Origin of the sequence: Streptomyces sp. NBC_00091, assembly GCF_026343185.1 — a bacterium.
In the GTDB taxonomy this organism is placed as follows: Bacteria; Actinomycetota; Actinomycetes; order Streptomycetales; family Streptomycetaceae; genus Streptomyces.
In genome coordinates this window covers 960,560-984,366 of sequence record NZ_JAPEMA010000001.1, presented here as the reverse complement: position 1 = coordinate 984,366, position 23,807 = coordinate 960,560, and the positions used below count along the sequence as shown (strand labels likewise).

The following is a 23,807-nucleotide window of genomic DNA, read 5'->3' as shown; positions in this document are numbered from 1 at the left end:
GCTTGCCACCTGGCACGAGGGGTTTTTTGTTGCACTGGCACACGCCTCCGGACCAGATCCGGAGCACCCCCGCTCCTCGTAAAACCCTCAGCTTCGAGAAGAGAATGCCGATGACCGAGCAGGCCTCCGGGGCCCACCATCCGCAGCCGCGGCCCCGTACGGGCGGACAGCAGTCCGCCGCAGTTGAGCACGTCACGGGTGCGCAGTCCCTCATCCGCTCTCTCGAAGAGGTGGGGTGCGACACCGTCTTCGGTATCCCGGGCGGCGCCATCCTCCCGGCTTACGACCCGATGATGGACAGCAAGAAGGTCCGTCACATCCTGGTCCGCCACGAGCAGGGGGCCGGCCACGCCGCCACGGGCTACGCGCAGGCCACCGGCAAGGTCGGGGTCTGCATGGCCACCTCCGGCCCGGGCGCCACCAACCTGGTCACCCCGATCGCCGACGCGCACATGGACTCCGTCCCGCTCGTCGCGATCACCGGCCAGGTCTCCTCCAAGGCGATCGGCACCGACGCCTTCCAGGAGGCGGACATCGTCGGCATCACGATGCCGATCACCAAGCACAACTTCCTGGTCACCAAGGCCGAGGACATCCCGCGGACGATCGCCGAGGCCTTCCACATCGCCTCCACCGGCCGTCCCGGCCCGGTCCTGGTCGACATCGCCAAGGACGCCCTCCAGGCGAAGACCACCTTCTCCTGGCCGCCGTCGATGGACCTGCCCGGCTACCGGCCGGTCACCAAGCCGCACGCCAAGCAGATCCGCGAGGCCGCCAAGCTCATCTGCCAGGCCAAGCGCCCGGTCCTGTACGTCGGCGGCGGCGTCATGAAGTCCGGTGCCACGGCCGAGCTGAAGGTCCTCGCCGAGCTGACCGGAGTCCCGGTCGCCACCACGCTGATGGCGCTGGGCTCCTTCCCCGACAGCCACCCGCTGCACGTGGGCATGCCGGGCATGCACGGCTCCGTCACCGGCGTCACCGCGCTCCAGAAGTCGGACCTGCTGATCGCGCTCGGCACCCGCTTCGACGACCGCGTCACCGGCAAGCTGGACAGCTTCGCCCCCTTCGCCAAGGTCATCCACGCGGACATCGACCCGGCTGAGATCGGCAAGAACCGCGAGGTCGACGTCCCGATCGTGGGCGACGCGCGCGAGGTCATCGCCGACCTGATCCAGGCGGTCCAGGCCGAGCACACCGACGGCAACGCGGGCGACTACACCGCCTGGTGGAAGGACCTCAGCCGCTGGCGGGACACGTACCCGCTGGGCTACGACCTGCCCGAGGACGGCATGCTCTCCCCGCAGCAGGTCATCGAGCGGATCGGCGCGCTCGCGCCGAAGAGCACGATCTTCGCGGCGGGCGTCGGCCAGCACCAGATGTGGGCCTCGCACTTCGTCAAGTACGAGGAGCCCCGCACCTGGCTGAACTCCGGCGGCGCCGGAACCATGGGCTACGCGGTCCCCGCCGCGATGGGCGCCAAGGTCGGCATGCCGGAGCGCACCGTCTGGGCGATCGACGGCGACGGCTGTTTCCAGATGACCAATCAGGAACTGGTCACCTGCGCGCTGAACAACATCCCGATCAAGGTCGCGATCATCAACAACGGCGCGCTGGGCATGGTCCGCCAGTGGCAGACCCTGTTCTACAACCAGCGGTACTCCAACACCGTGCTGCACGCGGACGAGACCGGCCACGACACCGTGGGCTCCCAGCTCGGCGAGTCCACCGCGCCCCGCAAGGGCACCCGCGTCCCGGACTTCGTCAAGCTGTCCGAGGCCATGGGCTGCGTCGCGCTGCGCTGCGAGGACCCGGCGGACCTGGACAAGGTCATCGCCGAGGCCAACGCGATCAACGACCGCACGGTCGTGATCGACTTCATCGTCCACGAGGACGCCATGGTGTGGCCGATGGTCGCCGCCGGCACCTCCAACGACGAGGTCATGGCAGCCCGGGGCGTCCGCCCCGACTTCGGCGACAACGAAGACGACTGAGCAGAGAGCCTGAGAGAGAGAACGACTCACATGTCCAAGCACACGCTCTCCGTCCTGGTCGAGAACACGCCCGGCATCCTCGCCCGGATCGCCGCGCTGTTCTCCCGCCGCGGGTTCAACATCGACTCCCTCGCGGTCGGCGTCACCGAGCACCCCGACATCTCGCGCATCACCATCGTCGTGAACGTCGAGGACCTTCCGCTGGAGCAGGTGACCAAGCAGCTCAACAAGCTGGTCAACGTGCTCAAGATCGTCGAGCTGGAGCCGCACAACGCCATCGAGCGCGAACTCGTCCTGGTGAAGGTCCGCGCCGACAACGAGACCCGCTCGCAGATCGTCGAGATCGTCCAGCTGTTCCGCGCCAAGACCGTCGACGTCTCCCCGGAGGCCGTCACCATCGAGGCCACCGGCGGCACCGACAAGCTCGGCGCCATGCTCAAGATGCTGGAGCCCTTCGGCATCAAGGAGCTCGTCCAGTCCGGCACGATCGCCATAGGGCGTGGCGGCAGGTCCATCACGGACCGCAGCCTGCGCTCGCTCGACCGCAGCGCCTGACCGCAGCGCCTGATTCAGGACACCGCGGCTGACACGCCAGCCCGCATAGCGAGACCCAGAAACTCTTATTCCGTTCCCCGCCGTACGGTGGGTGCAACATCAGCGCACCAAGGAGATATCCCAGTGGCCGAGCTGTTCTACGAGAACGACGCCGACCTGTCCATCATCCAGGGCCGCAAGGTCGCGGTCATCGGTTACGGCAGCCAGGGCCACGCCCACGCGCTGTCGCTCCGTGACTCCGGCGTCGACGTCGTCGTCGGTCTCAAGGAGGGCTCGAAGTCCAAGGCCAAGGCCGAGGAGCAGGGTCTGAAGGTCGTCTCCGTGTCGGAGGCCGCCGAGTGGGCGAACGTCATCATGATCCTGACCCCGGACCCGCTCCAGGCCGAGATCTACGAGGAGTCCATCAAGGACAACCTCAAGGAGGGCGACGCGCTCTTCTTCGGCCACGGCTTCAACGTCCGCTACGGCTTCATCAAGCCCCCGGCCAACGTGGACGTCGCCCTCGTCGCCCCGAAGGGCCCGGGCCACCTGGTCCGCCGTCAGTACGAGGAGGGCCGCGGCGTTCCGTGCATCGCCGCCGTCGAGCAGGACTTCTCGGGCAGCGCCTTCGCCCTGGCCCTGTCGTACGCGGCCGGCATCGGCGGCACCCGCGCCGGCGTCATCAAGACCACCTTCACCGAGGAGACCGAGACCGACCTGTTCGGTGAGCAGGCCGTCCTCTGCGGTGGCGCCTCCGCTCTGGTCAAGGCCGGCTTCGAGGTCCTGACCGAGGCCGGCTACCAGCCGGAGATCGCCTACTTCGAGTGCCTGCACGAGCTGAAGCTCATCGTCGACCTCATGTACGAGGGCGGCCTGGAGAAGATGCGCTGGTCGGTCTCCGAGACCGCCGAGTGGGGCGACTACATCACCGGCCCGCGCGTCATCACCGACGCCACCAAGGCCGAGATGAAGAAGGTCCTCGCCGAGATCCAGAGCGGTGAGTTCGCCAACACCTGGATGGCCGAGTACAAGGCCGGCCTGCCCAAGTACAACGAGTACAAGAAGGCCGACGAGGCCCACCTGCTCGAGACCACCGGCAAGAAGCTGCGCAAGCTGATGAGCTGGGTCGACAGCGACGAGAGCTGATCTCGCGAACGGCGGGGCCGGGACGGTGCGTCCCGGCCCCGCCGTGCACCCGCTCGCTCCGGCACCGGTCGAGGATCACCGGAATGTAGGCCTCGGATAGGACGGATTGTCCACCCCGGCCAATCTCGGACGGGTGATCCTTCCGTACAGGCGGAAATCCGCACCCGATCCGCTACTACACTGCTCAACACAACGCGTCAGGCCCACAGTGTCGTGCGTCTTCCACGCGGCTACCCCCTCCACCGCCTGCGGCCGTCGGGACGGCCGTCCGCACTGGACTTGTGAGGACCCACGTGAGCTCGAAACCTGTCGTACTCATCGCCGAAGAGCTGTCGCCCGCCACGGTGGACGCCCTCGGTCCGGACTTCGAGATCCGGCACGTCAACGGCGCCGACCGCGCGGAGCTGCTCCCCGCGATCGTCGAGGTCGACGCGATCCTCGTCCGCTCCGCCACCAAGGTGGACGCCGAGGCCATCGCCGCCGCCAAGAAGCTGAAGGTCGTCGCTCGCGCCGGTGTCGGCCTCGACAACGTCGACGTCTCCTCCGCCACCAAGGCCGGCGTGATGGTCGTGAACGCGCCGACATCCAACATCGTCACCGCCGCCGAGCTCGCCTGCGGCCTGCTCGTCGCCACGGCCCGCAACATCCCGCAGGCCAACACCGCCCTGAAGAACGGCGAGTGGAAGCGGAACAAGTACACGGGTGTCGAGCTCAGCGAGAAGACCCTCGGCGTCGTCGGCCTCGGCCGCATCGGCGTCCTGGTCGCCCAGCGCATGTCGGCCTTCGGCATGAAGATCGTCGCGTACGACCCCTACGTGCAGCCCGCGCGCGCCGCCCAGATGGGCGTCAAGATGCTGACGCTGGACGAGCTGCTCGAGGCCGCCGACTTCATCACCGTGCACCTGCCCAAGACCCCCGAGACCGTCGGTCTCATCGGGGACGAGGCCCTGCACAAGGTCAAGCCGTCCGTCCGCATCGTCAACGCCGCCCGCGGCGGGATCGTGGACGAGGCCGCGCTGTACTCGGCCATCAAGGAGGGCCGCGTCGCCGGCGCCGGCCTCGACGTGTACGCGAAGGAGCCCTGCACGGACTCCCCGCTCTTCGAGCTCGACCAGGTCGTCTGCACCCCGCACCTCGGCGCGTCCACGGACGAGGCCCAGGAGAAGGCCGGCATCTCCGTCGCCAAGTCGGTGCGCCTCGCGCTCGCCGGCGAGCTCGTGCCGGACGCGGTCAACGTCCAGGGCGGTGTCATCGCCGAGGACGTCCGTCCGGGCCTGCCGCTCGCCGAGAAGCTCGGCCGCATCTTCACCGCCCTCGCGGGCGAGGTCGCGGTCCGCCTCGACGTGGAGGTCTGCGGCGAGATCACCCAGCACGACGTCAAGGTGCTCGAACTCTCCGCCCTCAAGGGTGTCTTCGAGGACGTCGTCGACGAGACGGTCTCCTACGTCAACGCCCCGCTGTTCGCGCAGGAGCGCGGTGTCGAGGTACGCCTGACCACCAGCTCGGAGTCCCCGGACCACCGCAACGTGGTGACCGTGCGCGGCACCCTGTCGGACGGTCAGGAGGTGTCGGTCTCCGGCACCCTGGCGGGCCCGAAGCACCTGCAGAAGATCGTCGGCGTGGGCGAGTACGACGTGGACCTGGCCCTGGCCGACCACATGATCGTGCTGCGCTACACCGACCGCCCCGGCGTCGTCGGCAAGGTCGGCCAGCTGCTCGGCGAGGCCGGTCTGAACATCGCGGGCATGCAGGTCGCCCGCGCCGAGGAGGGCGGCGAGGCGCTCGTCGTCCTCACCGTCGACGCGGCGGTCCCGGTGGACGTCCTCGCGACCATCTCGGAGGAGATCGGCGCCGCTTCGGCCCGTACGGTCAACCTCGGCTGACCGACGCTCGCGCACCATGTGGAAGGGCCCGGGGGGTGAACCCCGGGCCCTTTCCGTTTCCCGCCATTTTTACGAGGCTCAGCGCGCCGGTACCGCCACCGCCGGGGCCGGCTCCGCCGCGGCGGTGGCCGGGCTCTTGATGCCCCGCATCAGCGTGAGCGCGAGCCCCGCCGCCCCGAGGAGCAGCACTGCACCGCCCCAGGCCGCGTACTGCATCCCGTGGACGAAGGCCTCCCGGGCCAGGGCCAGCAGCTGCCCTCCCGCCTCGCCCCCGGCCTGCTGGGCGGTGGCCACCGCGCCGCCCAGGGTCTCCCGGGCGGCGGGCGCCGCGCCGGCCATGTCCGCGCGGTAGACGGCGGTGCCGAGGCTGCCCAGCAGGGCCATGCCGAGCGCTCCACCGAACTCCTGGCCCGTCTCCAGCAGGGAGGCCGCCGAGCCGGCCTTCTCGGCCGGGGCCGAGCTGAGCGCGGTGTCGGAGACCAGGGACATCACGCTCACGATGCCGCTGGCCAGCACCCCGGCGCCGGTGAGCAGCAGCCACAGGGAGTCGGTGCCCACCAGGGCGACCAGGGCGAACCCGGCGGCGGCGACGAGGAACCCGCCGGAGATGACGTAGGCCCGGTCCACCTTCTGGGCCAGGGCGGCGGAGACCGGCGCGGCGGCGCCGATGACGACCGAGGGCGCCAGGCTCCACAGGGCGGCCTCGAGGGTGCCCATGCCGAGCACGGACTGCAGGTACTGGGTGGTGAAGTAGGCCGAGCCCATCATCGCGAAGGCGGCGATCGTGTTGAGGCCGATGCCGGCCCCGAAACCGCGCCCCCGGAAGAGGGCCCGGCCGACCATCGCGTCCTCACGGGTGCGCTGGCGGCGGACGAAGACGTATCCGAAGGCCAGGCCGACGGCGAGGCAGCCCAGGTAGAGGGGCTCGAAGCCCTCGGCGGCGATCTCCTTGAGCCCGTAGACCACCGGCAGCACGGCGGCCATGGACAGCGGCACGCTCAGCAGGTCGAAGCGGCCGGGGGCCGGGTCCTTGAACTCCGGGACCAGCACCGGGACCAGGATCAGCAGGAGCAGCATCGCGGGCACGTTGATCAGGAAGACGGAGCCCCAGTGGAAGTGGTTCAGCATCACACCGCTCAGCACCGAGCCGAGGGCGATGCCGCCGGTCATGGCCCCGGACCAGATCGCGATGGCCTTGCCGCGCTGCTTGGCGTCCTGGAAGAGGTTCCGTACGAGTGCCAGCGTGGACGGCATCAGGGTGGCGCCGCCGATGCCCAGCAGCACACGGGCCGCGATCAGCATCTCGGCGCTGGTGGCGTAGCCGGCGCCGATGGAGGCGAGGCCGAAGGCGGTCGCGCCGATCAGCAGCAGCTTGCGGCGGCCGATCCGGTCGCCGAGCGAGCCCATCGTGATCAGCAGCCCGGAGAGGGCGAAGGCGTAGCTGTCGAAGATCCAGAGCTGCTGGGTGGCGCTCGGGTCCAGCTCCCGGGTGATGGCCGGGATGGCGAAGTAGAGGACGGAGACGTCCATCGAGACCAGGAGCAGGGGCAGCAGGAGGACCGTGAAGGCGGTCCATTCGCGGCGGCCGGCGAGGCGCGCGGTGGCGGCGGGGTTCGTCATGAGCAGTAATGTACGCTCGTCATAAACGGTTGTCTATGACGAGCGTATGGAAACCTTGTGTGGGACCTTCGTCTAGGACAAACGTCTTGCTACCGTGGCGGGCATGGGACACAAAGAAGATCTGCTCGAAGGCGCCAAGAAATGCCTGGTCGAGAAGGGGTTCGCACGCACCACGGCGCGCGACATCGTCGGCGCCTCCGGCACGAACCTCGCCTCCATCGGCTACCACTACGGCTCCAAGGACGCCCTGCTCACCCAGGCCTTCATCGCCCTGATGCAGGAGTGGGGCGAGGCCTTCCAGGCCGGACTGACCGGCGAGGCGGGCTCCCTGGAACGCTTCCGCGCGCTCTGGGAGGGTGTCCTGGCACAGCACGCGGACTCCGGCCCCGTCTGGGCGGCCAGCATGGAGGTCGCGCTGAGCGGGGAACGGCTGCCGGAGCTGCGGGGGATGCTCGCGGCCTCGCAGGCCGAAGGGCGCCGCGGCCTGATCTCGATGCTGACCGGCACCCCGGAGGACGAACTCACCGAACGCGACGAGCGCACCCTCGGCGCCGTCTGCCAGGCGCTGCTCAACGGCCTGATGATCCAGTGGCTGTTCGACGCCGACACCGCCGCCACGGCCGAGGAGTTCACGGAGGGGCTGCGCCGGATCGCCGAGGGGCTGACCGGATCCGGGCAGTCCCGGGGCAAGGCGCAGGGGGAGTAGGCGCGCGATGCCGTTCGGATCCCTGTCCGCCGAGGGTGACCTCGGCTCCCTCCCGCCCGTGGGCCGCGCCCGGAACACCCGCCCGCTCCCGGGCTCCCCGGCCGGGAGCGGGCGGCGCTGCGCCGCCACCGTCATCGACCTGGCGATCGCCGTCCTGGTGATCCTCGTCCCGCTCGTCGGGCTCGACCGGGCGCTCGGGCCGCTCGGCTTCACCGACGAGGACGCCCGGACCGTCTGGCGCGCCTCCGCGGCAGTCTGGCTCGCCGCGTTCGTGCTCCTGTACTCGCCGCTGAGCGTCGCGCTGCGGGGAGCCACCCCGGGCAAGCGGGTGATGGGCCTGGAGGTGGTGCGCCGCGCCGACGGCGAACGCCTCGGCTACGGCCCGGCGGTGGTCCGCCACCTCGCCAACCTCGTGGTCACCGGCGTCCCCGTGCTGTGCGTCGCGAACGCCTCCTCGATCACGCTCAGCGCGGACGCCCTCGGCATCCACGACAAGGCCGTCGGCAGCGCGGTGGTCCACCGGCGCTGAACCGGCGTCGGCGGACCCCGCGTTCAGCCTTGCAGGGGGGCGGCCTTGAGGGCCATGTGGAGCAACAGCCGGTCCTCGCCCGCGTCCAGGTCGAGCCCGGTCAGCTGCTCCACCCGGCCCAGCCGGTAGTACAGGGTCTGGCGGTGGATGCCCAGCGCCGCCGCCGCGCGGCCGGCCTGCCCCGCGCAGTCGAGGAACACCTCCGCGGTGCGGGCCAGTTCCCGGTGGGCCGGGCTCAGCAGGGCCCGGGTCGCCGGGTCGTCCGCCGGGCCGGCGGCCAGGGCGGCCAGCATCCGGTACGGGCCGATCCCCGCCCACTGCGCCACCGGCCCGAGCCGCGGCTGCGCGGCGGCCGCCCGGGCGGCGGCGGTGGCCTGCGCCCAGGCGGCGGGCAGCTCCGCGAGCGCCCGGACGGGGTCGGAGAGCCCGGCGGTGACACCCGCGCCCGCCCCGGGCCCCGTACCCGCCCCGGCTCCTGAGCCCGGCCCGGCCCCGGCCCCGGCCCCCGCCCCGGTCCCTGAGCCCGGCCCGGCCCCGCCGCCTGACCCGGCCCCCGTACCCGCCCCGGCCCCCGCGCCGCCGCCCGGCCCCGCGCCCGTCGCCGTGCGGGGCAGCAGCCGCCCGACCGCCGCCAGGGCCGGCGCCAGCGCGTCCCCCGACCGCAGCCGGACCAGCACCGCGAGCGCGCCCGCCCCGTGGCCGGGACCGCGGCCGTGCCCGGGGCCGCCCGGGTCGGCGGGCGCCGACGGAACCACGCACACCGCCGCCGCCCCCGGCACCGACCCCGGAGCCTCCCCGGCCCACGGGGCCACGCACACCGCGGCGTGCAGCCCGTCCGCCCCCGCCCCCAGCGCCACCCGCAGCGCGGCCACCGCCATGTCCTGCTGCCAGCCCCGGCCGGCGGTCAGCACCGCCAGGAACTCCCGGGAGAGGTCGGCGCCCGCCTTGGCCTCCGCGGCGAGCAGCACCCCGATCCGCTGGGCCACCTCCATGGCCGCCTCCAGGGCCGCCGGACCCGGGCCCGGATCCTGGTCGAGGAGCCACACGTAGCCCTGCACGATGCCCCGGTACCGCACGGGCAGGCAGATCCGCCCCCGGAAGACCCCCGCGTCCGGGGCCGCCGGGATCCGTACCGGGCCGGTGGCGCGGGCGATGCCGAAGGCCTCGAACCAGGACCGGACGGCCGCCGTCGACTGCCGGGTCAGGATCGAGCGGGTGCGCACCGGGTCCATCACGAGGTCGTCCTCGCTGTCGTGCGCGCCGAAGGCGATGAGGCGGAAGTCCCGGTTCTCCAGCGTCGCCGGGGCGCCGAGCAGCGCCGAGATCTCGTCCACCAGGTCCTGGTAATCGCCCTTCACGCGGACATTCTCCCACCCCCGGACCGGCTCTTCAGACAGATGTATGAGATCGGGGCCACGGATGCGTGACAGCTGTCGATGGCAGAGGATCGTGGAGATCCTTAGGTTTCACGGTGGTTTTACTTGCGTTTTCCTTACGGCCGCAGCCCACCCCCGCGGCGTCCGTATGTCCGCTTCTGCCACCCGTTGGAGGTGCCCCGTGCTGGGTCCCGCGATCCTCGCCGCTTCGCGCAGCGACAAGATGCGCCGAATCGTCTCTGCCGCCCCGGTGACCAAGCCGGTGGTCAACCGCTTCATCCCCGGTGAGACGGTCGGCCAGGTCATCCCGATCGTCGAGGAGCTGACGCAGAAGGGCCTGGAGGTCACCCTCGACGTCGTCGGCGAGGACATCACCGCCGTCGAGCAGTCCTACGCGGCCCGGGACGCCTACCTGGAGCTCATCCGGCGCCTCGAGGAGCTGGAGCTGGGCGAGACGGTCGAGATGTCGGTCAAGCTGTCCATGTTCGGCCAGGCGCTGGAGGGCGGCCACGAGCTGGCCCTCGCCAACGTCCGCCCGGTCGTCGAGGCCGCCGCCGCCATCGGCACCACCGTGACCCTCGACGCCGAGGACCACACCACCCTCGACTCGATGTTCGCCATCCACGAGGAGCTGCGCCGGGACTTCCCGCAGACCGGCTGCGTGATCCAGGCCTACCTCTTCCGCACCGAGGCCGACGCCCGCCGCCTGGCCGCCGCCGGCAGCCGCGTCCGCATCGTGAAGGGCGCCTACAAGGAGCCCGCCGAGGTCGCGTACCAGGACAAGGGCGAGATCGACAAGGCGTACGTCCGGATCATGAAGATCCTGATGGAGGGCGAGGGCTACCCGATGATCGGGTCCCACGACCCGCGACTTATCGCCATCGCGCAGGAGCTGGGCCGCCAGGCCGGGCGCAAGCTGGACGAGTACGAGTTCCAGATGCTGTACGGCATCCGCAGCGAGGAGCACCTGCGGCTCGCCGCCGAAGGCCACCGGATGCGCGTCTACACGGCCTACGGCACCGACTGGTACGGCTACTTCATGCGCCGCCTCGCGGAGAAGCCGGCCAACCTCCTGTTCTTCCTCCGCTCGATGATCACGAAGAACTAGCCGAGAACCGTCCAGAACCAGATCAAGGAGTTACCAGCCCCATGGATGCTGTGACCCAGGTCCCCGCGCCGGTCAACGAGCCGGTCCACTCGTACGCCCCCGGCAGCCCGGAGCGCGCGCGGCTCGAGATCCAGCTCAAGCAGCTGTCCGAGAACCCGATCGACCTTCCGATGACGATCAACGGCGTCAAGCGGATGGGTGGCGGCGAGCGCTTCGACGTCGTCCAGCCCCACGACCACAAGTCGGTCATCGGTACGTACGCCAACGCCACCCAGGCCGACGCCCAGGAGGCCGTCGACGCCGCCCTGGCCGCCGCCCCGGCCTGGCGCGCGATGTCCTTCGACGACCGCGCCGCGATCATCCTGCGCGCCGCCGAGCTGCTGGCCGGCCCGTGGCGCGAGAAGCTGGCCGCCTCCACCATGCTGGGCCAGTCCAAGACCGTGCAGCAGGCCGAGATCGACACCCCCTGCGAGCTCGTCGACTTCTGGCGCTTCAACGTCCACTTCGCCCGCCAGATCCTGGCCGAGCAGCCCGCCGCGAACTCCGCGGGCGTGTGGAACCGCAGCGACCACCGCCCGCTCGAGGGCTTCGTCTACGCGATCACCCCGTTCAACTTCACGGCCATCGCCGGCAACCTGCCGACCGCCCCCGCCCTGATGGGCAACGTGGTCGTCTGGAAGCCGTCCCCGACGCAGACGCACTCCGCGGTCCTCCTCATGGAGCTCCTGGAGGCGGCCGGTCTGCCCAAGGGCGTCATCAACCTGGTGACCGGCGACGGCATCGCCGTCTCCGAGGTGGCCCTGAACCACCCCGAGCTGGCCGGCATCCACTTCACCGGCTCGACCAAGACCTTCCAGTACCTGTGGAAGACGGTCGGCAACAACATCGAGAAGTACCGCTCCTACCCGCGCCTGGTCGGCGAGACCGGCGGCAAGGACTTCGTCGTCGCGCACCCGTCCGCGGACCGCGCGATCCTCAAGACCGCCCTGACCCGCGGCTCCTTCGAGTTCCAGGGCCAGAAGTGCTCCGCCTCCTCGCGCGCCTACGTCCCGGCCTCGATCTGGAACGACGGCTTCAAGGAGCAGTTCGCGGCCGAGGTCGACGGCATCACCATGGGTGACGTCCGCGACCTGACGAACTTCATCGGCGCCGTCATCGACGAGCGCTCGTTCGCCAAGAACAAGGCCGCGATCGACCGTGCGCAGGCCGACCCGACCTGCACGATCGTCGCCGGTGGCACGTACGACGACTCGGAGGGCTACTTCGTCCGTCCGACCGTCATCGCGTGCACCGACCCGGAGAACGAGGTCTTCACGACCGAGTACTTCGGCCCGATCCTCGCGATCCACGTCTACGAGGACGACAAGTACGACGAGATGCTCGCGCAGATGGAGAACGTCTCGGCGTACGCCCTGACCGGCGCCGTCATCGCGCAGGACCGCTACGCGGCCGCCGACACGATGGAGAAGCTCCGCTTCGCGGCGGGCAACTTCTACATCAACGACAAGTCGACCGGCGCCGTCGTCGGCCAGCAGCCCTTCGGCGGCGGCCGTGCCTCGGGTACGAACGACAAGGCGGGCGCGGCGTCCAACCTGCTGCGCTGGACCTCGACCCGCTCCATCAAGGAGACCCTGGTCCCGCCGACCGACTACGGCTACCCGCACATGGGCTGACCCGCCCACCCCTGAATCCCGCCCCCGCTCCGGTACCCCCAAGTCCGGAGCGGGGGCGGTTCCAGTTGCGGCGGGCTACACCTCCACCAGGACCTGGTCCAGGGACTTGCGGACCAGGTCCGGGACCTCGCAGTCGGCGGCGGGGTAGCCCACCGGGATGACCGCGAAGGCCTTCTCGTTCTCGGGGCGGTTCAGGACGTGGGACAGGAAGCGCATCGGGCTCGGGGTGTGGATGAGCGCGGCCAGGCCCGACAGGTGCAGGGCCGACAGCAGCATGCCGACCGCGATGCCGACCGACTCGTCGACGTAGTAGTGCTTGCGCTTCGTGCCGTTCGGGCCGAGCCAGTAGCGCTGCTGGAAGACCACGATCAGCGCCGGCGCGTCGGTGAGGTGGGTCTTCACGGCGTCGGTGCCGATGGGGCGCAGCGCGGCGAGCCATTCGTCGCCGAGGCGGCCGTCGTAGGAGATCTGCTCCTCCTGCTCGGCGGCGGCGCGGATCTGCTGCCGGATGACCGGGTCCTTGACCAGGACGAAGGTCCACGGCTGCTGGTGCGCCCCGGAGGGGGCGGTGGCGGCGCAGGCGATGGCGTCGCGCACGGCCTGCTCGGGGACGGGGTCGGGGGAGAAGTGGCGTACGGTCCGCCGCTCGTCCATCCGCGCCCGCAGCTCCGCCGCGCGCGCGAGGGATTCCGGGCCGGGCATGCGCGCGGGACGGTAGGCGACGGGCCGGTAGGGCTGGCCATGGGTGGGGGTCCACTGCTGGGTCTCAGGCGACATGCGCAGATCTTTCCGCGATGGAACCCCTGAGGCCAGGGCAGCGTCAGTGATCAATGTCCGTTGTGTACTGACAGGGGGGCTATGACCGTGACGAACGTCGGTCGATTCGTGGCGTGGGAGGGCTGCTTCAACGCCCGCGACCTAGGGGGCCTCGGCACCCTCCCGCCCGGGGCCCTCGTACGGGCCGACAGCCTCGACCGGCTCACGGCCGAGGGCTGGACCACGCTCACCGCCCACGGGGTGCGGACCGTCGTCGACCTGCGCAATGACGGCGAGCGCGAGGTGGACCACGCCCCGCGGCCGGCCGGTCTGACGACCCTGCGGATCCCGCTCGACGGGATCGAGCACCGGGACTTCTGGGACGTGTGGTGGGGGACTCCGGGATTCGGCACCCCCGCGTATTTCCGGCCTTTCCTGGCACGCTTCCCCGACCGGGTCGCGGCCGTCGCCCGCGCCGTCGCCGACGCCCCGCCGGGCGGCGTCGCCTTCCACTGCGGCCTGGGCCGCGACCGTACGGGGATCATCGCGCTGGTCCTGCTGCGGCTGGCGGGAGCGAGCCCCGGGGAGATCGCCGACGACCACGCGCTGAGCGAGCCGCGGGTCCGCGCGCGGTACGCCGCGCAGGGAAGACCGTACGACTCGACGGAGAGCGAGGAGTACGTCACCGGCCTCGGTACCACCGTCCACGCCCTGGCCCGGGAGGCCGCGCACGGGCTGGACGCCGGGGCCTACCTGCGCGCGGCCGGCCTGGCCCCGGACGAACTGGCCCGGCTGCGCGCCAGACTGGGAGCCGGAGCGGGGGCGTGAGCGGGTCGTGCCCCCGCCTCGTGCGGCCGAGGGCTGTCAGGAGCCCGAGATGCTCGGGGTGCCTGACTCGATGTGGCCCGTGTAGCGGCGGGACCAGGTGCCGTCGGTGTCGGCCAGGACGGTGAAGTCGTACCAGCCGTCGTTGTACGCCACCGCGTTGAAGTAGTCCTCGCGCGAGGAGTTCGCCGGGACGGTGTAGGTCCACGGGCCGTCCGTGCGGTAGGCGTTCGCGCGGATGGTGAAGGTGGCCGCGGCGGCGGAGGTGTTGGTCATCTTGAACCAGATCGCCGTCTTCCCGGTGCCCGGCTCGACCGCGAAGCGGGCAGCGACCTCCAGGGACTTCCCCGGCTTCGTCGCGTCGCCGATGAAGCGGCGCAGGAAGCGGTTCGGCCCGTGCATCGAGATGTCGTACTTGCCGGAGCCGCTGCCGAGGCCGATGTTGAAGTAGTCCGTCGCGGTGGCGTTCGGGTCCACCGTGTACTGCCAGGCGGCGGTGTCCCGGTACTGGTGCGGGTGGATCGAGAAGTGCGCCGGGCGCTTGGCCTGCGCACCCTGGTTGGTCATCGAGAACCAGGCCAGGATCTTCCCGGCCGCCCCGAACTCCAGGCGGTCCAGGTTGCCGTTGACCTGGTACGGCAGGGCGCGCGCCGGGCGCGTCCCGGGCTCCTGCGCCGGCTGGGCGTTGTCCTGGGGCACCGGGTTGGGCAGCGGGCCGCAGGTGGACTGCCCGATGACCTTCGCCGTGGAGGGCAGGCCGGCGGGGATCCCGTAGACGGGGTGGGCGAAGTCGAAGACGCCCGTCAGGTCGCCGGTCACCTTGCGGCGCCACGCGCTGATGTTGGGGCAGGCGGCCGGGGTACCCAGGGCCGCCGTCCAGGTCTCCATGAAGCGCAGCACCGAGGTGTGGTCGAAGACCTCCGAGCTGACCCAGCCGCCGCGCGTCCAGGGGGACATGACCAGCATCGGGACCCGGAAGCCGAGTCCGATCGGGGTGCCGTCGATGTACTCGCCGGGGGTGCCGGGCGGGGCGACCGGCGGCGGCACGTGGTCGAAGAAGCCGTCGTTCTCGTCGTAGTTGAGGAACAGGACGGTGGAGTCGAAGACCTCCGGGTTCGTGGCGAGCGCCCGGTAGACCAGGTCCACGAAGTGCGCGCCGTCGCCGGGCGGGGCGTAGGGGTGCTCGGAGAAGGCCTCGTTCGCCACGACCCAGGAGACCTGGGGGAGGGTGCCGGCGACGACGTCCGCGCGGATGGCGGCCGCGATGTCGTCCGGGGTGGAGCCGGTCACCTTCGGGACCGAGCCCATGCCCCGGTCCCACAGCGGGTCGCCGGGCTTGGCGTCGGTGAACTTCTTGAAGTAGGCCAGGCCGTTGTCCCCGTAGTTGTCCTGGGCGTTCTGGTAGACCTTCCAGCTCATCCCGGCCCGCTGGAGGGCCTCCGCGTACGTCTCCCAGGTCAGCCCGGACTCGTCGCCGCCGTCCTTGCTGCCCGCGTCGATCTTGCCGCTCCACAGGAAGGTGCGGTTGGGGCCGGTCGCGCTGAGCGTGGAACAGAAGTAGGCGTCGCAGATCGTGTAGTGGTCGGCGAGGCCGTAGTGGAAGGGTATGTCGCCGCGGTCCAGGTAGCCGAGGGTGTGGGTCTTGCCGACGCCGGCCACCCAGTTGTCCATCCGGCCCTTGTTCCAGGCGGCGTGCTGCGAGGTCCAGCTGTGCGGGAGGTCGCCGGTGCACTGGGCCAGGGTCTCGCTGTCGGCCCCGCCGGCCGCCGGGGTGGCGGACAGCTTCCACGGGTACTGCCGGCCGCCCCAGTTGGGCTGGTTGAACATGCCCCAGCCGCCCGGGAGGTTGCCGGCGGCGCGGTCGCCGAACCCGCGGACGCCCTTCAGCCTGCCGAAGTAGTGGTCGAAGCTGCGGTTCTCCTGCATCAGGATGACCACGTGCTTCACATCGGTGATGGTGCCCGTAGCGGCGGCGGCCGCCGCCGTCGTGGGCAGGGCGGCGGGCAGGGCCGCCCCTGCCACGAGCCCGGCGCCGATCCCCACGAAACCTCTGCGGCTGATGGGTGTCACTGGCTGCTCGCCTCCAACTCGAGTGCCCCGCTGGCACATTGACGGCAAGCGTGGCGGCAGCCGCCGCAAAGGTCTACAGCCGTGCGGTAAGGAATCGGTGAACATCCGGTTGGCTGGAATCAGCCGTCGACGCGCACCAGCATTTTGCCCAGGTTGTCCCCGCGGAGCATGCCCAGGAATGCCTCCACGGTCCGGTCGAACCCCTGGAAAACGGTGGTATCGGTACCGACCCGCCCGCTGCGCAGGTGGGGGACCAGGAAGTCCTCCAGCTCGTCCTGGAGATTGGTGTGGTTGCGAACCAATACCCCTTCCAGGCGCAGCGACTTGTGCACCACCTCGAAGAGGTTGCGGGGCGCGGCGGGGGAGCGGTCGCCGTTGTACGTCGAGATCGCGCCGACCCAGGCGATCCGGCCGTACTCGCGCAGGGAGTCGATCGCGCCCTCCAGGTGGTCCCCGCCCACGTTGTCCACGTAGACGTCGATACCGCCCCCGTGCGCGGCCGCGGCCTGCGCCAGCTGCTCGCCGACCGGGCCGTCGTGGTAGTCGAAGGCGGCGTCGAAGCCGAGGGCGGTGGTGAGGTGGGCGACCTTCGCCGCCGAGCCCGCGCTGCCGATGATCCGGCGGGCGCCCAGCAGCCGGGCGATGTGCCCGGTGGCGGTGCCGACCCCGCCCGCGGCGGCCGAGACGAAGAGGTCCTCGCCCTCGCGCAGGGCCGCCGTCCGGGTGAGGGCGGCGTAGGCGGTCAGGCCGGTGCCGCCCAGGATCGACAGGTACGCCTCCAGCGGGACGCCCTCGTGGCCGCGCAGCTTGCGGGTGCCCTCCCGGCCCAGGGTGACCAGGGAGTGGGTGCGCCAGCCGGCGCGGTGGAAGACCAGGTCGCCCTCGGCCAGGCCCGGATCGCGGGAGGCGGTCACCCGGCCCACCGTGCGGCCCTCCAGCGGGGCGTGCAGCTCGAAGCCGCCCTCTCCGCCGTCCATCAGCCCGCGGTGGTACGGGTCCACCGAGAGCAGCAGGTTCTCCACCAGGGCGGTGCCGGGGGCGGGTTCGGGGACGGGTGAGGAGACGTACGCGAAGTCGGAGGCGGCGGGGACTCCGGTGGGGCGGGCGATCTGGTGGACGGCGTATGCGGTGTTCACGGTCATGGCCACGACCGTAGGAAGGAATCCCGCGGCCGGGCAGGGGGTTGCCCTCATGGAAGCCGCGCATCCATGAACGCGGCTCATACACCGAGGTGGGAACCGAAGTGGCCGAGCTCGCCCCGCAAGAACTCCGGGTGCTGGTCGCCGTCGCCGAGACGGGCGGCTTCTCCGCCGCGGGCGCCGCGCTCGGGATCAGCCAGTCGGCCGTCTCGCACTCCGTGCGCGGCAGCGAGGGCAAGGTCGGCGCGGTGCTCTTCGAGCGCGGGCGCGGCGGCGCCTCGCCCACCCCGGCCGGGGAGCGGGCCGTCGCGCTGGGCCGGCGCATCCTGCGGCTGTACGAGGTGCTGGGCGCGGAGGCGCGCGGCGCGGGCCGGGCCCCCGCCGGGCGGGACACGGTGGAGGGGGTGCTGCGCGTCGCGGCCTTCCGCAGCGCGGCCCTGCACCTGCTGCCGCCCGCGCTGGAGCGGCTCGCCGCCCTGCACCCCGGGATCCGCCCCGAGGTCAGGGTGGTCCGCGAAGTGGGCGCCGGCGCGGCCGGGGAGGTGGCCGCCGGCCGGGCGGACCTGGGCATCGCGACGCTGGGCGTGAGCGAGGGCGCACTGCCCGGGCTGCTGACCGGGGTGCTCGCCGAGGAGGCGTACGCCCTGGTGCACCCCGCCGGGCACCCGGACCCGAAGGCGCTGCCGCTGATGGACTGGGACGAGAACTGCGGCTCCTACACCCGGACGTGGTGGCGGGCCCAGGACTGGATCCCCCGGGCCACCGTGAAGGCGGAGGACGACGCCATGGTGCTGACCATGGTCGGCCGGGGCCTGGGCATGGCGATCATGCCGGAGCTGTCGCTGCGCGAGGCCCCGGACACCGTCGAGATCACCGGTCTGGGGCCCCAGGGGCCGGTGAGGCAGGTGGGATACGTCACCACTCCGGAATCAGCATCCACCCTCGCCGTGAGGGCTCTGATCAGGGGACTCAGGTCCGCGAAGGGCTGAAAGCGGAACCACCGGAAGGCTCCCTTCGGGCGGTTTCCCGTCTCAGATACTAGGAAGTCCGAGTAATTGCGGAGACAGACAGCCGGACCTGCCCTAGCTTTGTAGGAGCCGAACGTCTCGCTGATCCTGCGAATGGCGGTCGAGAGCGCGCGCCCACTGGCAGGCAACCCCTGCGGCGCACCGCTCCCCGCCTCTTCCGGCGCCTTGAAGGAACCCCTCATCCGTGGCCCCGCCACGCCGTGATCTCAAGGAGTCGATCACCATGACCCCCACCACCGCTGCCTCCCGCCGCGTCCGCCACACCTCCCCGGCCGACGCCGACCGCAAGAACGCCGCCGCCGCCCTCCAGCGCGCCCTGGACCGCCGTGACAACGGCGGCTCGACCGGCCACTGACCGACCTTCCGGCCCGGGCATATCGCGTTCTCATGGGCCCAGAAGGGTCCACATGATGGACGCGATATGTCTGAGGGCTGGGACACGGAGTACGGTTCCGACATGTCGACCAGCATCAATCTCGCAGTGATCCCCGGTGATGGCATCGGCCAGGAAGTCGTGGCTCAGGGCCTGAAGGTCCTTACCGCGGTCCTGCCCCAGGATGTGAAGCTGGAGACCAAGGAATACGACCTCGGCGCCCAGCGCTGGCACCGCACCGGTGAGACCCTCCCGGACGCGGAGCTCGAGGCCCTCAAGCACCACGACGCGATCCTGCTGGGCGCCATCGGCGACCCGTCGGTCCCGTCGGGCGTCCTGGAGCGCGGTCTGCTGCTGAAGCTCCGCTTCGCCTTCGACCACTTCATCAACCTGCGCCCCTCGAAGCTGTTCCCGAACACGGCCACCCCGCTCGCCGGCCGTCCCGAGATCGACTTCGTCGTGGTCCGCGAGGGCACCGAGGGCCCGTACACCGGCAACGGCGGCAGCCTGCGCACCGGCACCCCCGCCGAGGTGGCCACCGAGGTCAGCATCAACACCGCCTACGGCGTGGAGCGCGTGGTGCGCGACGCGTACGAGCGGGCCAACGCCCGGCCCCGCAAGAAGCTGACGCTGGTCCACAAGAACAACGTCCTCGTGTACGCGGGCCACATGTGGAAGAACATCTTCGACAAGGTCGGCCAGGAGTACCCCGAGGTCACCACCGACTACCTGCACGTCGACGCCGCGACGATCTTCTTCGTCACCCAGCCCGAGCGCTTCGACGTCATCGTCACGGACAACCTCTTCGGTGACATCCTCACCGACCTGGCCGCGGCCGTGACCGGCGGCATCGGCCTGGCCGCCTCCGGGAACATCAACCCGACCGGCGCCTTCCCGTCCATGTTCGAGCCCGTCCACGGCTCGGCCCCGGACATCGCGGGCACCGGCAAGGCCGACCCGACCGCGACGATCCTCTCCGTCGCCCTCCTGCTGCGCCACCTCGGATACGAGGACCAGGCCGTCCGCATCGAGGACGCCGTCTCCGCCGACCTGGCCGAGCGCGACGGCACCTTCCGCTCCACCGACGCCATCGGCGACGCCCTCGCCGCGCGAGTAGCCGGCTGACCCGGCCGTTCCACCCAGGAAGCCGCCAGGTCACAAAGGGACCTGGCGGCTTCTCCTGTGCGGCCCCGGGTGCCACCATCTCCCTGGGCCGCTAAAGCCCCGTTTCTCCGAAGCCTGCCCACGCGCGATAATCGAACGCGAGGCCGCGGATTACGGGGAAGCTCGGACGTCCTAGTACGCATGAGCGCGGTCCGCCATACCCAACCGGTGAAGGACAAGCACTCATGACGACGCCCACGATCGAGCTCAAGCCCTCCTCGACCCCGCTGTCCGACGCGGAGCGCGACGCGATCCTGGCCAACCCCGGCTTCGGCCGCCGCTTCACCGATCACATGGTGACGATCAAGTGGACCGAGGGCCGCGGCTGGCACGACGCCGAGCTGGTCCCGTACGCGCCCCTGTCGATCGACCCGGCGAACATGACCCTGCACTACGCGCAGACGATCTTCGAGGGCCTCAAGGCATACCGGCAGCCCGACGGCACCGTCGCCACCTTCCGCCCGCGCGCCAACGCCGAGCGGTTCCAGGCCTCGGCCCGCCGCATGGCCATGCCGGAGCTGCCGGCCGATCTCTTCATCGAGGCCTGCGACGCCCTGATCAAGCAGGACCGCGCCTGGGTGCCGGACTCCGGCGAGGCCTCGCTGTACCTGCGGCCGTTCATGTTCGCGTCCGAGGTCGGCCTGGGTGTCCGCCCGGCCAACGAGTTCCTCTTCATGGTCATCGCCTCGCCCGCCGGTGCGTACTTCCCCGGTGGCGTCAAGCCCGTCTCCGTCTGGCTCTCCGAGGAGTACGTCCGCGCCGTCAAGGGCGGCACCGGCGCCGCCAAGACCGGCGGCAACTACGCGGCCTCCCTCGTCGCCCAGGCCCAGGCCGCCTCGCACGGCTGCGACCAGGTGGTCTGGCTGGACGCGGTCGAGCACCGCTGGATCGAGGAGATGGGCGGCATGAACCTGTACTTCGTGTACGGCGACCGCATCGTCACCCCCGAGCTGACCGGCTCGCTCCTCCCGGGCATCACCCGCGACTCCCTCCTCACCATCGCCCGCGACCTCGGCTACACCGCCGAGGAGGGCCGCATCACCACCGAGGACTGGAAGCGCGACAACGAGAACGGCACCCTCACCGAGGTGTTCGCCTGCGGCACCGCCGCCGTCATCACCCCGGTCGGCTCCGTCAAGTCCGAGCGCGCCGACTGGACCCAGGGCGACGGGCAGCCCGGCGAGGTCACCATGAAGCTCCGCAAGGCGCTCCTGGACCTCCAGACGGGCCACACCGCCGACACCCACGGCTGGATGCACCCGCTCGGCTAGGGTGTCCGGCCCCGTATGCCGAAGGCCCCCCGCGCGATGCGCGGGGGGCCTTCGGGCGTCGTGGGGCAGGGGGGAGGAGCGTGGTCAGCGCTCCTCGTTCGCCTTGCCCTCGTCCTTCTTCTCCTTGCGGGATGTGCCCGATCCTTCCGGGCCGAGGCCCATCAGGGTGTCGCCGAAGGCGTAGGCCAGGCCCGCGATCCCCTTGACGATCTTTCCCGCCACGTATGCGAGTTCTTCCACGACGCCTCCCCGTGTCGTTCGCGGCGGCCCCGTCCTATTCGGCCGCCACCGCTACCTTCCCCGCCGGACCGGCGGCCGGTGCCGCCTGCGGCCGGACCGCCAGCGCGGTGTACACCGCGCCGCCGACCAGCCCCGACAGGATGAAACTACAGTCCACCCCGCCGGTGAGGGCCAGCAGCGGGCCCTCGTACACCGGGGTCGACACGGCCGCCAGGCCCACGGCCGCGCCGGCCGCCCAGGAGGCGGTGGCGCGGAGGTTCCAGCCGCCGCTGTACCAGTAGACGCCGCCGCGGGCCCGACGGTTGAACACCTGGAGGGCATCGGCGTCGTAGATCGCCCGGCAGCGCACGTAGCCGATCAGGGTGATCACGGCCCAGGGGGTGCCGATCGCGGTGAGCAGCAGGACGAAGGAGGTCATCGCGGACTGCACGTCCCACTCGAACGACCCGAAGAACACGAAGGCGGTGGCGACGGCCGCGGCGATCACGGTGGCCTTGGTGCGCGTGGCCCTGGGCACGATGGCGTCCAGGTCCAGGCCCATGGAGTAGAGCATCAGCCCGGCGTTGCCCACCGAACCGGCAGCGGCGGCGGCGAGCAGCGGGACGAGGTACCAGAAGGGCGCGGCTTCCACGAGCGGCCCGGCGTAGTCGGCGCCGGCCCGGGCGGCGAGGGCGGTGTAGGTGCCGAACAGCTGCGGTATCAGCAGGCCGATCAGCAGCCCCAGGGACGTGGCCCAGAACACCTTGCGGGAGCCGTGCCGGCTCGGGGAGATGTAGCGGGTGTAGTCGCCGAGCAGGGTGATGAAGGCCACGGGCCCGCTGAGCCCGGCGGCGACGGCGGCCAGCAGCCAGGTCGGCCAGAAGGAGCCGAGCAGGTACTCCGTGTCCGGCGGGGCGGCGGTGGTGAAGTCCGGGGCGTAGGCGACGACGCCGACGGCCAGCAGGACCACCATGCCGACGGACAGCACCTTGCTCATGCGCAGCAGCAGCCGGTAGCCGAAGACGGCCCCGACGACGGTGCACGCGGCCAGGACGCCGTACATCACGGCCCGGGTGAGACCGGTGTCCGGCAGCCCGGTGAGCCGGGCGAGGGTTCCGGCCATCACGTCACCGCCGATCCACAGGGTGAGCGCGGTGTAGCCGAGTGACAGCAGCAGACCGACCACGGAGCCTACGAGCCGCCCCCGTACGCCGAACTGGGCGCCGCTGGAGGTGGACAGGTTGGTCGCGGTGCGCAGGGACACGAGCGCGAGCGGCGCGGTGAAGGCGATGCCGACCAGGGTGCCGGTCACGATGGCGGTGACGGAGGGCACCAGCCCCAGTCCGAAGGACGGGGGAAGCCAGCCGAAGACGATCACGCCGAGGCAGAGATTGGAGCCGAGGAGGATCGAGATCAGGTCACGGGGACCGCTCGTCCGCTCCTCCTCCGGGATGGTGTCGACTCCGCGCTGTTCGATGGGCATGGGGGGACTCCCTTGGCAGGGCGGGGGGTGGTTGCGCATTCGTTTGAGCGGCATTCAATGTGACCTAAGCCGTGGTCCCAGGTCAATGCTTCATTGCGAGGAAATGAAGAGTTAGAGTGATGCTCTAACCCATCGACTCAAGAGGTGGTGGATCGGCGTGCGGCTGACCCCTACGGAGCGCGACCGGCTGCTGCTGCGCAGCGCCGCGGAACTGGCCAGGGCCCGACGGGCCCGGGGCCTGAGGCTCAATGTCCCCGAGGCCACCGCGCTGATCGCGGACACGGTCTGCGAGGCGGCGCGCGACGGCAAGCGGCTGGCGGAGGCCATCGAGGAGGCCGGCAGTGTGCTGGGCCCCGACGACGTCCTGCCCGGCGTGGCCGACGTGGTCACCGAGGTGCACGTGGAGGCCGTCTTCGACGACGGATCCCGGCTCGCGGTGGTCTCCGCGCCCATCCGGGGCGCCGTATCGCTCGGCGACGAGGCCCCGGGCGCGGTCGTACCCGGTCCCGGCGCGCCGCAGCCCGAACCGCAGCTGCACCTGCACGTGCGCAACACCGCCTCCGTGCCGGTCAGCGTGACCTCCCACTTCCACTTCTTCGAGGCGAACCCCCGGCTCGACTTCGACCGCGCCGCCGCCTACGGGATGCGGCTGTGCGTACCGGCGGGCTCCTCCGTACGGTTCGACCCGCACGGCGAGGGCGAGGTCGGCCTGGTCCCGATCGGCGGCGAGCGGATCGCGATCGGCTTCGCCGGCCTGGTCGACGGCCCCCTGGACGCCCCCGGAGCCAAGGACGAGGCCCTGCGCCGCGCGGCCGCCTGCGGCTACCTCGGCGTCACCCCCGGCCGGGAGCAGGCCGACGACAAGGACGGAGACCAGGCGTGAGCCGTCAGACCCCCCACACCGACCACAGCG

At 71.2% G+C, this 23,807-nt stretch carries 21 protein-coding genes; 14 read left to right on the top strand and 7 right to left on the bottom strand.

Annotated elements, in window-relative coordinates:
• Window positions 1-104 precede the first annotated feature (104 nt).
• From OOK34_RS04095 to serA, 4 genes are all read left to right on the top strand, one after another.
• A complete protein-coding gene (locus OOK34_RS04095) occupies window positions 105-1,991 on the top strand; it encodes an acetolactate synthase large subunit (RefSeq protein ID WP_267032490.1) in 1,887 nt (628 codons plus the stop codon).
• A gap of 30 nt (window positions 1,992-2,021) precedes the next feature.
• Window positions 2,022-2,546, top strand: coding sequence for an acetolactate synthase small subunit (ilvN, locus tag OOK34_RS04090; protein WP_030236168.1), 525 nt, complete (start codon window positions 2,022-2,024; stop codon window positions 2,544-2,546).
• A gap of 123 nt (window positions 2,547-2,669) precedes the next feature.
• Window positions 2,670-3,671, top strand: coding sequence for a ketol-acid reductoisomerase (ilvC, locus tag OOK34_RS04085; protein WP_267032489.1), 1,002 nt, complete (start codon window positions 2,670-2,672; stop codon window positions 3,669-3,671).
• 293 nt (window positions 3,672-3,964) lie between these two features.
• Window positions 3,965-5,554 carry a phosphoglycerate dehydrogenase gene (gene serA, locus OOK34_RS04080; RefSeq protein WP_267032488.1) on the top strand — a complete coding sequence of 530 codons (1,590 nt, stop codon included), beginning with the start codon at window positions 3,965-3,967 and terminating at the stop codon, window positions 5,552-5,554.
• Between the two features lie 78 nt (window positions 5,555-5,632).
• On the opposite strand, the gene OOK34_RS04075 is transcribed toward serA, so the two are convergent.
• Window positions 5,633-7,174 (bottom strand): MFS transporter, encoded by a 1,542-nt coding sequence (locus tag OOK34_RS04075; RefSeq protein ID WP_267032487.1) that lies wholly within the window; start codon window positions 7,172-7,174, stop codon window positions 5,633-5,635.
• A 103-nt stretch (window positions 7,175-7,277) separates the two neighbouring features.
• On the opposite strand from OOK34_RS04075, the gene OOK34_RS04070 reads away from it, so the two are divergent.
• Both OOK34_RS04070 and OOK34_RS04065 read left to right on the top strand, forming a co-directional pair.
• Window positions 7,278-7,880, top strand: a complete 603-nt coding sequence (locus OOK34_RS04070; RefSeq protein WP_267032486.1) for a TetR/AcrR family transcriptional regulator — start codon at window positions 7,278-7,280, stop codon at window positions 7,878-7,880.
• A 7-nt stretch (window positions 7,881-7,887) separates the two neighbouring features.
• Complete coding sequence (locus tag OOK34_RS04065) at window positions 7,888-8,409, top strand: RDD family protein (RefSeq protein WP_267032485.1); 522 nt, start codon at window positions 7,888-7,890, stop codon at window positions 8,407-8,409.
• A 23-nt stretch (window positions 8,410-8,432) separates the two neighbouring features.
• Here OOK34_RS04065 and OOK34_RS04060 read toward each other — a convergent pair whose 3' ends face one another.
• A complete protein-coding gene (locus OOK34_RS04060) occupies window positions 8,433-9,767 on the bottom strand; it encodes a CdaR family transcriptional regulator (RefSeq protein WP_267032484.1) in 1,335 nt (444 codons plus the stop codon).
• A 199-nt stretch (window positions 9,768-9,966) separates the two neighbouring features.
• Between OOK34_RS04060 and OOK34_RS04055 the strand changes: the two genes are divergently transcribed.
• Window positions 9,967-10,893: a proline dehydrogenase family protein gene (locus OOK34_RS04055; protein ID WP_267032483.1), complete on the top strand. Its 927-nt coding sequence runs from the start codon at window positions 9,967-9,969 to the stop codon at window positions 10,891-10,893.
• A 41-nt stretch (window positions 10,894-10,934) separates the two neighbouring features.
• Window positions 10,935-12,566, top strand: a complete 1,632-nt coding sequence (gene pruA / locus OOK34_RS04050; protein WP_267032482.1) for an L-glutamate gamma-semialdehyde dehydrogenase — start codon at window positions 10,935-10,937, stop codon at window positions 12,564-12,566.
• Window positions 12,567-12,641: 75 nt separating this feature from the next.
• Here the strand turns inward: pruA and OOK34_RS04045 are convergent, their stop codons facing one another.
• A complete protein-coding gene (locus tag OOK34_RS04045) occupies window positions 12,642-13,343 on the bottom strand; it encodes a nitroreductase family protein (RefSeq protein ID WP_267032481.1) in 702 nt (233 codons plus the stop codon).
• An 81-nt stretch (window positions 13,344-13,424) separates the two neighbouring features.
• On the opposite strand from OOK34_RS04045, the gene OOK34_RS04040 reads away from it, so the two are divergent.
• A complete protein-coding gene (locus OOK34_RS04040; RefSeq protein WP_267032480.1) occupies window positions 13,425-14,150 on the top strand; it encodes a tyrosine-protein phosphatase in 726 nt (241 codons plus the stop codon).
• Window positions 14,151-14,186: 36 nt separating this feature from the next.
• Here the strand turns inward: OOK34_RS04040 and OOK34_RS04035 are convergent, their stop codons facing one another.
• The gene (locus tag OOK34_RS04035) at window positions 14,187-16,217 is read right to left on the bottom strand and encodes a phosphocholine-specific phospholipase C (RefSeq protein ID WP_267032479.1); all 2,031 of its coding nucleotides are present in this window, start codon (window positions 16,215-16,217) and stop codon (window positions 14,187-14,189) included.
• A 119-nt stretch (window positions 16,218-16,336) separates the two neighbouring features.
• Window positions 16,337-17,359, bottom strand: a complete 1,023-nt coding sequence (locus tag OOK34_RS04030) for an NADP-dependent oxidoreductase (RefSeq protein ID WP_267032478.1) — start codon at window positions 17,357-17,359, stop codon at window positions 16,337-16,339.
• 101 nt (window positions 17,360-17,460) lie between these two features.
• On the opposite strand from OOK34_RS04030, the gene OOK34_RS04025 reads away from it, so the two are divergent.
• From OOK34_RS04025 to OOK34_RS04010, 4 genes are all read left to right on the top strand, one after another.
• Window positions 17,461-18,345 (top strand): LysR family transcriptional regulator, encoded by an 885-nt coding sequence (locus tag OOK34_RS04025; protein ID WP_267032477.1) that lies wholly within the window; start codon window positions 17,461-17,463, stop codon window positions 18,343-18,345.
• Between the two features lie 262 nt (window positions 18,346-18,607).
• The gene (locus tag OOK34_RS04020) at window positions 18,608-18,739 is read left to right on the top strand and encodes a hypothetical protein (protein WP_260614121.1); all 132 of its coding nucleotides are present in this window, start codon (window positions 18,608-18,610) and stop codon (window positions 18,737-18,739) included.
• 102 nt (window positions 18,740-18,841) lie between these two features.
• On the top strand, window positions 18,842-19,882 hold the full coding sequence (locus tag OOK34_RS04015) for a 3-isopropylmalate dehydrogenase (RefSeq protein ID WP_267032476.1): 1,041 nt from the start codon (window positions 18,842-18,844) through the stop codon (window positions 19,880-19,882).
• Window positions 19,883-20,106: 224 nt separating this feature from the next.
• Complete coding sequence (locus OOK34_RS04010) at window positions 20,107-21,192, top strand: branched-chain amino acid aminotransferase (RefSeq protein WP_267032475.1); 1,086 nt, start codon at window positions 20,107-20,109, stop codon at window positions 21,190-21,192.
• An 84-nt stretch (window positions 21,193-21,276) separates the two neighbouring features.
• Here OOK34_RS04010 and OOK34_RS04005 read toward each other — a convergent pair whose 3' ends face one another.
• Window positions 21,277-21,432 (bottom strand): hypothetical protein, encoded by a 156-nt coding sequence (locus tag OOK34_RS04005; RefSeq protein ID WP_267032474.1) that lies wholly within the window; start codon window positions 21,430-21,432, stop codon window positions 21,277-21,279.
• A gap of 34 nt (window positions 21,433-21,466) precedes the next feature.
• Window positions 21,467-22,894, bottom strand: coding sequence for a cytosine permease (locus OOK34_RS04000; protein WP_267032473.1), 1,428 nt, complete (start codon window positions 22,892-22,894; stop codon window positions 21,467-21,469).
• Window positions 22,895-23,051: 157 nt separating this feature from the next.
• Between OOK34_RS04000 and ureA the strand changes: the two genes are divergently transcribed.
• Complete coding sequence (gene ureA / locus OOK34_RS03995; protein ID WP_267032472.1) at window positions 23,052-23,777, top strand: urease subunit gamma; 726 nt, start codon at window positions 23,052-23,054, stop codon at window positions 23,775-23,777.
• Window positions 23,778-23,807 lie beyond the last annotated feature (30 nt).

What these genes read in the sequence shown, in the direction of transcription:
- OOK34_RS04095 (WP_267032490.1), top strand. Translation starts at nt 105, where the DNA reads ATGCCGATGACCGAGCAGGCCTCCGGGGCCCACCATCCGCAGCCGCGG.
- OOK34_RS04030 (WP_267032478.1), bottom strand. Translation starts at nt 17,359, where the DNA reads ATGACCGTGAACACCGCATACGCCGTCCACCAGATCGCCCGCCCCACC.
- OOK34_RS04010 (WP_267032475.1), top strand. Translation starts at nt 20,107, where the DNA reads ATGACGACGCCCACGATCGAGCTCAAGCCCTCCTCGACCCCGCTGTCC.
- OOK34_RS04040 (WP_267032480.1), top strand. Translation starts at nt 13,425, where the DNA reads ATGACCGTGACGAACGTCGGTCGATTCGTGGCGTGGGAGGGCTGCTTC.
- OOK34_RS04045 (WP_267032481.1), bottom strand. Translation starts at nt 13,343, where the DNA reads ATGTCGCCTGAGACCCAGCAGTGGACCCCCACCCATGGCCAGCCCTAC.
- pruA (WP_267032482.1), top strand. Translation starts at nt 10,935, where the DNA reads ATGGATGCTGTGACCCAGGTCCCCGCGCCGGTCAACGAGCCGGTCCAC.
- OOK34_RS04015 (WP_267032476.1), top strand. Translation starts at nt 18,842, where the DNA reads ATGTCGACCAGCATCAATCTCGCAGTGATCCCCGGTGATGGCATCGGC.
- OOK34_RS04070 (WP_267032486.1), top strand. Translation starts at nt 7,278, where the DNA reads ATGGGACACAAAGAAGATCTGCTCGAAGGCGCCAAGAAATGCCTGGTC.
- ilvN (WP_030236168.1), top strand. Translation starts at nt 2,022, where the DNA reads ATGTCCAAGCACACGCTCTCCGTCCTGGTCGAGAACACGCCCGGCATC.
- OOK34_RS04020 (WP_260614121.1), top strand. Translation starts at nt 18,608, where the DNA reads ATGACCCCCACCACCGCTGCCTCCCGCCGCGTCCGCCACACCTCCCCG.
- OOK34_RS04000 (WP_267032473.1), bottom strand. Translation starts at nt 22,894, where the DNA reads ATGCCCATCGAACAGCGCGGAGTCGACACCATCCCGGAGGAGGAGCGG.
- OOK34_RS04075 (WP_267032487.1), bottom strand. Translation starts at nt 7,174, where the DNA reads ATGACGAACCCCGCCGCCACCGCGCGCCTCGCCGGCCGCCGCGAATGG.
- OOK34_RS04065 (WP_267032485.1), top strand. Translation starts at nt 7,888, where the DNA reads ATGCCGTTCGGATCCCTGTCCGCCGAGGGTGACCTCGGCTCCCTCCCG.